The organism is Novosphingobium sp. 9U (assembly GCF_902506425.1).
Lineage (GTDB): Bacteria > Pseudomonadota > Alphaproteobacteria > Sphingomonadales > Sphingomonadaceae > Novosphingobium.
In genome coordinates, this window is record NZ_LR732485.1 from 1 (window position 1) to 7,685 (window position 7,685).

Below are 7,685 nucleotides of genomic sequence, written 5' to 3' on the forward strand. Positions count from 1 at the left end.
CCTGGTGCACCGTCGGCAGGTTCAACACGCACTCGCCCGTCCGCATCATGTTCTGCGGCGTCTGAGATGCGGTCTGCAGGCCGAGCATGCACCGCCAACCTAGCCACCATGCCGACGACATCGGCGCGAGGTTAGCGGTTCCGTCCTCATTCACGGTGCTGATCAGCACGACGGGCGTGCCTAGGTACAGGATGGATGGCTCGATGGTCACGTGATCTGTCATGTGAGAAGCTCCGTTTAGGTCGTGGGCCCTCATGGAACGGCGCACCAACTGCTAAACTCCGCTTCTTGCACTGGAATTGGCAGGTCCGCCCGCTCGCACAGGCGAGCTATAAGCGGCAGCCAGCTGCCTGACCCGGTTTCGGCCATTCGGAGCGCCCTTCCCGCTCCCCGACTTCCGCCGTTGGTTCATATCCGGGCGGATGCCTCTAGAGAGCCGAGCAACAGCCTTGATGGGGGCCATAGGCCGGATTGCTGTCATCAAGGTTCCAGCTCTACGCCGAAGGGGATGTGGTCGTTGTCGAGCTGGCCCTGCAAGGCACGCATATGGGTGACCTGCACCTGGCCGACGGCACCCTTGCGCCCGCCGGCAAGCGGATGGACGTGCGGTGCTGCGATGTGTTCCATTTGAAGGAGGGCAAGGTCACGTCCTTCCACTGCTACAACGCGGCGTCAGTGCTGCTCCAGCAACTCGGCGTGCTAGGCAACCTGGAGCCAGTGTTGCAGAACTAAGTGAGAGAAGCGCCGCTACATTTGGCGGCGCTCTCCTAAACAACGATCTCGACGTCACACCGATTGATCCCAGCTCATTACTGCGTGGCTGACACTAGCGCGATCTTGCCGATTGACTGCCCGCTCTCTAGAAGAGCATGGGCTCGCCTCAGGTTCGCTGCCGTGAGAGGCTCCGGTGCATCGCAGAGCGTCGTACCCAGAACACCCTGATCAACGAGGCGCGATACCTCATCGAGCAAATGGTGTTGTTCAATCATGTCAGCTGTCGCGAACAGCGGACGCGCGAACATGAACTCCCAGCTGACGGTGATCGCCTTGCGCTTAAGAGATACGATGTCGAAACTCGCCGGGTCGTCGATCAGCGCGACATAACCTTGTGCGGCCACGATCTGCGGCAGGATCGGCAGATAATGGTCGCTCGCGGTGAGACTGGCGACATACTCGACCTCCGGCAGGCCCAGAGCGGTCAGCTGCTCGGGCAGCGGCCGGCTGTGGTCGACGACATGGTGCGCGCCCATCCGCCGCACCCAGGCTGCCGTTTCTGACCGGGATGCAGTGGCGATGACCGTCAGCCCGGTCAGTTGCCGCGCGAGTTGGATCAGGATGGAGCCGACCCCGCCTGCGCCCCCTATCACCAAAAGCGTGCCCTGCCCTGCCCCGTTACCCGCACCTCTCTGCGAGACCCGCAGGCGATCGAACAGCAGTTCCCACGCAGTAATCGCGGTGAGAGGAAGCACTGCAGCCTCAGCCCAATCCAGCGTTCTGGGTTTGTGGCCGACGATCCGCTCGTCCACGAGGTGGAGTTCGGCATTGGTACCTGGGCGGCTGATATCGCCGGCGTAGAAGACCTCGTCGCCCGGCTTGAACAGGGTGACGTCGCTACCCACCGCCTCCACGATGCCGGCCGCATCCCAACCGAGGATCTTGGGTCGGCAGTCCGGCGCCGCGGTGCTCGCGCGTACCTTGACGTCCACGGGATTGACCGAGACCGCCTTTACACGCACCAGCAAGTCGCGCGGGCCCGGTACCGGCTCGGCAATGGTGACGTCGAGCAGCGCATCCTCGCGAGCGATGGCGCCCGGCTCGACATATCCTACAGCTTTCATGACTTTCCTGCCTGTTCCCCGGCCGGCGCGGCTCTCGCGCACCGGACCGTGGTGGATCGATGGGACGTGCACGGACACCTCAGTGCGGGATGGGGTTGTCGACCAGCGCCTGATTGAAGCCGTTGACCAGGGCATGCTCTCCCGAACCGGGATTGTCGCGCATGGCCTTGACGCCTTCGACCAGAGCCTCGTCCGCATCGGTGGCGAGCACGGCCATCGTCTGCTCGATGAACGCGTCCAGCGGCATGGCGCGCGGATCGTCACCCTTCTTGATGAGGTCGGTGTTCACCCAGGGCGGCGCAATCTCGCGCACGCGCACGCCGGTGTCACGCAGCATGAAGCGCTGAGAGAGCGTGTAGGAGTGCAGCGCCGCCTTGGTCGCCGAATAGACCGCGGTCGTTGCCAACGGCACGAAGGCGAGCACCGACGTGTTGTTGATCACGGTTGCTTGCGGCTGCTGCTTGAGGCGTTCGATCAGCGCGGAGGTCATGCGGATCGGACCGAGCAGATTGGTGGTGATCACCCGCTGCGCTTGTGCATCGTCCATTTCGGCAGACGCATTGTCAAACGGCATGATCCCCGCGTTGTTGATGAGCACATTCAGTGCCGGGAACTCGGTGATCAGATGCTGTGCGGCAGCGGCGATGCTGGCGGGATCGTCGATGTTGAGTTCCACCGCAGCCATGCCGGGATTGGCTGCAGTGACCTCATCCAGCAAGGCCCGGCGGCGCCCGGCAATCACCACCTGATTGCCGAGTTTGTGGAACGCCTCGGCCAAGCCGCGGCCAATGCCAGAGGTAGCGCCGGTAATAAAGATGGTGTTGCCGGTCATGATCATGGGTTTGTCCTTTGCAAGAATTGGTGGAGCGTCAGAGTGGTCAGGCAGCGCGGACTTCGGCGATCGCAGGGAAGTCCACGTCGGTGCCGACGACATTGTTCATCAGGTTGGTCAGGAAGTTCTCGGCCACGACCGCGACGATCTCGACGATCTGCGCGTCCTCGAAACCGGCTTCGCGCACGCCGGCGAGATCAACGTCGCTAACCTTGCCGCGCCCGAGCGCGATCTGGCGCGCGAACTGTACCGCGGCTGCCGCTTTGGGATCGCTAGCCCTGCCCTGGCGGGCCTGGGCGATCTCCTCGGGGCTCAAGTGTGCAAAATTGAGCGCTGTGTAACTGTGCGCGGCCAGGCAGTACTCGCAGCCGTTCACTTCGGCGACTGCAAGCGCGATCCGCTCGCGGGTGCGCAAGTCCAACGTCCGGGCGAGACCCTCGGCCAGAGAGCTGTAGCCGGCAAGCACGGCCGGGCTGGTCGCCAGGACGCGAAAGAAGTTGGGCACTCGGCCGAGCTTGCCGGCAACCTGGTCGAGCTGGGCCTGAGCCGCAGCAGGTGCGTCGTCGCGCGTGGGGATGGTGATGCGAGCCACTGTCTGTCTCCTTGTGTGCAGGACCGCGGCGCGGCCCCTTCGCTGAGGGAGAGTTAAAGCGGCCCGATCCTCGGGGTAATCGGGTACTTTCAGCAAGCAGCTTCCCAGAATATGGGAAGATCATGGACCGGCTCGAAGCGATGGCAATCCTGATCGATACGATCGAGTGCGGCAGCATGTCTGCAGCCAGTCGCAAGTTGAAGATGCCGGTTACCACGCTCAGCCGAAAGCTGAACGACCTCGAGGAACATCTCGGCACCAGGTTGCTCACACGCTCGACCCGACGGCTGGAACTCACCGACGCCGGAGTTGCCTACGTAAAGGCGTGCCGGCGTATTTTGGAGGACGTCGCCGAAGCGGAGCGCGAGGCTTCGGGCGAGTACCTGGCGCCGCGTGGCGAACTGGTGGTCACTGCCTCGCTCGCCTTCGGACGGCGCCACGTGCTCCCGATCGTCAACGAGTTCCTTGCGCTGCACCCGCAAGTGACGGTCCGCCTGGGCCTGTCAGACCAGCGGCTCGACTTGCTGAGCGAGCATGTGGATCTCGCGGTGCGGATCGGCCGCCTTCCTGACAGCAACCTGGTTGCGCGCCGCGTTGCCGACATCCGCTGGGCCGTGGTCGGCTCGCCCGAGTTCCTGGCCGCGCATGGCGTACCGCGCAGCCCCGAGGATCTGCGCGAGGTGCCATGCGTGGGCGTGGATTTCCTGAACCTTGACACGACCTGGTGCTTCCGACGGCACGGGGAAGCGAGCGACTATCGAGTGCCGATCCAATCGCGCTTGTCGGTCTCGATGACCGAGGCAGCCATCGATGCGGCAATCGCCGGTGTTGGTCTTGCGCAAGTGCTGCGATATCAGGCGACCGATGCCATTGATGCTGGCACCCTGCGAACGGTGCTGGACGACTACGAACCGGGTTCTGTGCCGGTTTCCATCCTCTACCTAGGGGGTGGGCGCATGCCTCTAAAGACCAGAAGCTTCCTGGATTTCGCAGCACCCCGCCTTCAGGAGCGTTTGACCTGATCCAGCTACGGGATAGGGCGGCGGTCGCGTTCGTTGGTCAGCGTATACCTTCGACCCACAAACGCTCACTCAGAGCGGATCATCTGCTCCTCAACTTTGGCCTTCCGTTCATCTCGGTGGCGAGCCCCGTCGGAGAGCGCGATCCGATGGCTTGGTGTCGCCCCATCCTGCTCGGCTGCAGCCGTGGTATGTGCCGGCATTGGCAGGTTTAGTCCGGCGATAAGGCCGCGAAGCTCTTGCCGGGCGATCAGATGGCTTGTGCCGAGATCGCCCAGGTGACCCTTGTCGAGCAAGGTTAAGCCCGAGGGGAACAGCTCTCGATAGATCACGCGTTCAGACAGGCCGCCTGCAATGCGAAAGCCTACCCGCTTGGACAACTCCAGCAACGCTCCGTCAAGGCGGCGCATGTTGCGCGCCTGTAGTTGCTGCGTACGGTTACGCACCACAACCCAGTCCAGCTCCCGGCGCTGCTCGGCCAGGGTCGAGTGCGCGCGCTTCTTGCGCGCTTCCCACATCAACTCGGCATAGAACGACAGCTTCTTGACCTTGAAGGTCTCGCCTTCAACCTGCCCGATCAAGTCGAAGTCGACAAAGCTGTCGTTGAGAGGCGTCACCAGCGTGTCGGCTGTCGCGGCCACGTGGCGGCTTAGCGGATCGTCTTTGCCGGGCGTGTCAAATACAAGGAAGTCTTGCCCTTCGGCTATGTCCTGAGCCAGGCTGTCGAGCTCGCCCACGTCCGTGCCGTCGTAGACGGCGAAGCGAGTGCCGGGCAGTCTGATCGCGCGCCGCTTCTCGGTGTCGAGCCGGTTCTCCATGTAACGAAAGAGCGTGCGCTGGCGGTGGTCCAGGTCGACACAAGCGACGTTGGCGCCTTGGTGAGCCAGCGCAATGGCGACATGGACGGCGGTGGTCGACTTGCCGGTACCGCCCTTTTCGTTAGCGAAAACAATCCGGTGCGTTGTCACGGTGTCTCCCTAGTTGCCCGGCCCGCGAGATGGCTGCTTCGCGGATCCGAGCGGGCGAGCACGTATACCGAAGCGGCCAGCGCCATTGCAAATGACCCACGCTTTTGATCCACTGTTGCGGATCGCCTGCCACAACCACCACCCGCTGAAATTCGTGCGTAGCAAGGACGCCATGCTGGGCGACAGCTTCTCGCGTCTTTCGAGGACATGAAAGGCCGCACGCCGGAAACCGAAGCCGCCCGTCGATCGTTTAGCTTCGTTCAAACGGATATGTCCGCGCGCCGCGCGGTTTCATCAAGCTTACAAGGCAAGTCAATGGCGAAGAGAGAAGGCTTCCCACCCAAGGGTGCGGAAGCGATCGCGCACCGTCCTCCGGTGCCGGATACATCGCGTTGGGTCGCAAAGCGCAAAGCCGAGGTTGTGGCTGCAATCGAAAGCGGGGCTCTGTCGATGAGCGAAGCTTGCGAACGGTATCAGCTGACACCCGAGGAGTTGACTGCATGGCAGCAGGCGGTGAGCCGCAACGGCACAGCTGGTCTTGGCGCCAAAAGCATCCAACGAGAGCGTCTGAAACGAGAAGATCGGCGTTCCTGATTTGAACCGTCAGCTTCTGTTGCTGGGCAAGGCTCCCAGTGGGTGACGGACAAGGACGTCGTCCATGTCCGCCCCGCGAGGGATAACGGCGCGTGTCTGGGCGAACCCGGCGCCAACATAAATTTTGGGCGCAGGTGCCAAACGCCAAGTGCGCTAGCCCCCTCAGTGTAAGCCCTTTCTGGGTCGTCGCGGAAAACGTTCACTGAAGTCTTCGAAGAAAACTCCAATGCCTTCTAGCGCGAGTTTCGCGCGGAAGGCGCTTAGAGCTTCAAGCTCGGTTGCGAACGACGTGTGCCATAAGGTGGACGTCCCTTGGTCATCTACGACTTCCAGGCGCCAGGTGGAGCGATCTTCTAAACGATAGATCTGAACCTCAATTTCGCGGCCATCTCGAGTGATACCGTGGCTCAGGTGCGAATAGACCAGTTCAGGTAGGCCCTCAAATCCACTTATCACCGCGCCCCCTCGTGACTTGTTTGCAGCGCACCCTTCGATGGGCTCGCTTGGACCGCTCTTTTCACACGTTGGAGCTGACAAGCAAGCCGGATCATTGCGGGTGGGCGTGGCCCTGCCGGCAAGAAGGAACGCTGATCCGAAGGGCAGCCTTCCGCCGGGTGCCCGGAAAAGGACGCCAAAGCGCCCGTCCGTTATGCGTCCTCGTGAGCCAGTGCACGGGTCTCATGAGAGTGCCTGAGGATGACGCGGGCCTGCTTCCCTGCCTGCACCTGCGCACTGGCTGAAGGCCACTCGGTGGCTGAAGCCTGGATCTACGCCCGCCCGGTAGCTTCGATTAACGACGAAGCGGCCGTGACAGTCAGGGCAGCGGAAGATCTCGCCGCGCGCCTTGATGGCATCCTTGATGTGGATTTCGGCCCATGCCTCACCAATCCCGATCTCACCGACTTGAGCTCTCGCGCGCATTCTCGCCAACTAGCCCGCAGCCCTTAACGTTCGGCAAAAAGCGAGGGACCGGAAGCGCTTACGGCTGCCGCGATCAATGGTGGCTCATCGACTTGGATATCCAACGATCGACAGGGGTGGACAAAGAAGGCACAAGCTGGTCCGAGAGCGGGTTTAAACGACATGTCCATGTTTTGCGCCCTAGGTCGCCACAAACCCTCGGTGGTCTCGATAGCTCGCGACAAGGATGGGGAATACATCGCCTTGTGCGAGGCTTGCGGTGTTCCGCTGGCGCGCGACAGCGAAGGCAAATGGCATGCGAGGAGGCCGGTCACATCTACCGCCTCGCGTGAGCCAAGCTAAGCCTGCCCGCTTGCTCCCCGATGGGTTGAGGCGGCTCACGCGATTGGGTTCATTCCAATCAACCTGCCCGAAGTGCGACGATCAAGCCTGTGCGCTTTCACGAGCGTGCGCTTAGCAGATGCTGTGGTTCAATCGAGAGCATCGGGATGTCGAGGCGAAAGCACCGTATCGTCTCCGAGGCATTCGGCGCGTCCTTTGCGATGCGTCACACCTGCCTTCCGCGTGCCGGTGAAATCCCGCGCCACATAAACCGGGCCGTGGCACGACGCACACCGTTTCCGGCTCCCGTCAAACTTCCAGACGTCCGCGACAGCCACTCGCTTCCAAACGCCGTTAACCTCGACTTCGATGTAATCCATGAACTGATGCCCCGCTTTCTGTAAGCATTGGCAGCAGTTTAGCTCGTTCGCACGCGGAGCAATCGCGATGTTTTATAGCGGGACCTTAACCATGCTGATGTTGAACGGGCTGCGGCTTGGTCAACTCATCAGCGCCGGGGCAATCATCGAGAGCGGGCAAGAGCCCGACAGCCATCAACGTGCGCTATGTAAGGCTCGCGCGCACCGAGCGATGGGGGAT

8 protein-coding genes and 1 pseudogene are annotated in these 7,685 nt (G+C 62.2%); 4 read left to right on the plus strand and 5 right to left on the minus strand.

Annotated elements, in window-relative coordinates; genetic code table 11:
• Positions 1–223: pseudogene (locus GV044_RS14005) on the minus strand (flavin reductase); the annotation flags it as partial.
• 248 nt (positions 224–471) lie between these two features.
• On the opposite strand from GV044_RS14005, the gene GV044_RS14010 reads away from it, so the two are divergent.
• On the plus strand, positions 472–732 hold the full coding sequence (locus tag GV044_RS14010; protein ID WP_159871878.1) for an ester cyclase: 261 nt from the start codon (positions 472–474) through the stop codon (positions 730–732).
• Positions 733–809: 77 nt separating this feature from the next.
• Here the strand turns inward: GV044_RS14010 and GV044_RS14015 are convergent, their stop codons facing one another.
• The 3 genes from GV044_RS14015 to GV044_RS14025 form a co-directional block, all read right to left on the minus strand.
• Positions 810–1,838: a zinc-binding alcohol dehydrogenase family protein gene (locus GV044_RS14015; RefSeq protein WP_159871881.1), complete on the minus strand. Its 1,029-nt coding sequence runs from the start codon at positions 1,836–1,838 to the stop codon at positions 810–812.
• A gap of 79 nt (positions 1,839–1,917) precedes the next feature.
• Positions 1,918–2,670 (minus strand): SDR family oxidoreductase, encoded by a 753-nt coding sequence (locus GV044_RS14020; protein ID WP_236554992.1) that lies wholly within the window; start codon positions 2,668–2,670, stop codon positions 1,918–1,920.
• Positions 2,671–2,716: 46 nt separating this feature from the next.
• Positions 2,717–3,262, minus strand: a complete 546-nt coding sequence (locus GV044_RS14025) for a carboxymuconolactone decarboxylase family protein (protein ID WP_159871887.1) — start codon at positions 3,260–3,262, stop codon at positions 2,717–2,719.
• A gap of 122 nt (positions 3,263–3,384) precedes the next feature.
• On the opposite strand from GV044_RS14025, the gene GV044_RS14030 reads away from it, so the two are divergent.
• The gene (locus GV044_RS14030; protein ID WP_159871890.1) at positions 3,385–4,284 is read left to right on the plus strand and encodes a LysR family transcriptional regulator; all 900 of its coding nucleotides are present in this window, start codon (positions 3,385–3,387) and stop codon (positions 4,282–4,284) included.
• 65 nt (positions 4,285–4,349) lie between these two features.
• Here the strand turns inward: GV044_RS14030 and GV044_RS14035 are convergent, their stop codons facing one another.
• Positions 4,350–5,249: a division plane positioning ATPase MipZ gene (locus GV044_RS14035; protein WP_159871893.1), complete on the minus strand. Its 900-nt coding sequence runs from the start codon at positions 5,247–5,249 to the stop codon at positions 4,350–4,352.
• 207 nt (positions 5,250–5,456) lie between these two features.
• Between GV044_RS14035 and GV044_RS14040 the strand changes: the two genes are divergently transcribed.
• Together GV044_RS14040 and GV044_RS14045 are read left to right on the plus strand one after the other, a co-directional pair.
• On the plus strand, positions 5,457–5,843 hold the full coding sequence (locus tag GV044_RS14040) for a DUF1153 domain-containing protein (RefSeq protein WP_371741625.1): 387 nt from the start codon (positions 5,457–5,459) through the stop codon (positions 5,841–5,843).
• Between the two features lie 750 nt (positions 5,844–6,593).
• Positions 6,594–6,791 carry a hypothetical protein gene (locus GV044_RS14045; protein ID WP_159871896.1) on the plus strand — a complete coding sequence of 66 codons (198 nt, stop codon included), beginning with the start codon at positions 6,594–6,596 and terminating at the stop codon, positions 6,789–6,791.
• The last annotated feature ends 894 nt before the right edge of the window (positions 6,792–7,685 follow it).

Bases quoted from the DNA above. Each gene is read 5' to 3' on its own strand.
- GV044_RS14015 (WP_159871881.1), bottom strand. From the start codon at position 1,838: ATGAAAGCTGTAGGATATGTCGAGCCGGGCGCCATCGCTCGCGAGGAT.
- GV044_RS14020 (WP_236554992.1), bottom strand. From the start codon at position 2,670: ATGACCGGCAACACCATCTTTATTACCGGCGCTACCTCTGGCATTGGC.
- GV044_RS14030 (WP_159871890.1), top strand. From the start codon at position 3,385: ATGGACCGGCTCGAAGCGATGGCAATCCTGATCGATACGATCGAGTGC.
- GV044_RS14040 (WP_371741625.1), top strand. From the start codon at position 5,457: ATGAAAGGCCGCACGCCGGAAACCGAAGCCGCCCGTCGATCGTTTAGC.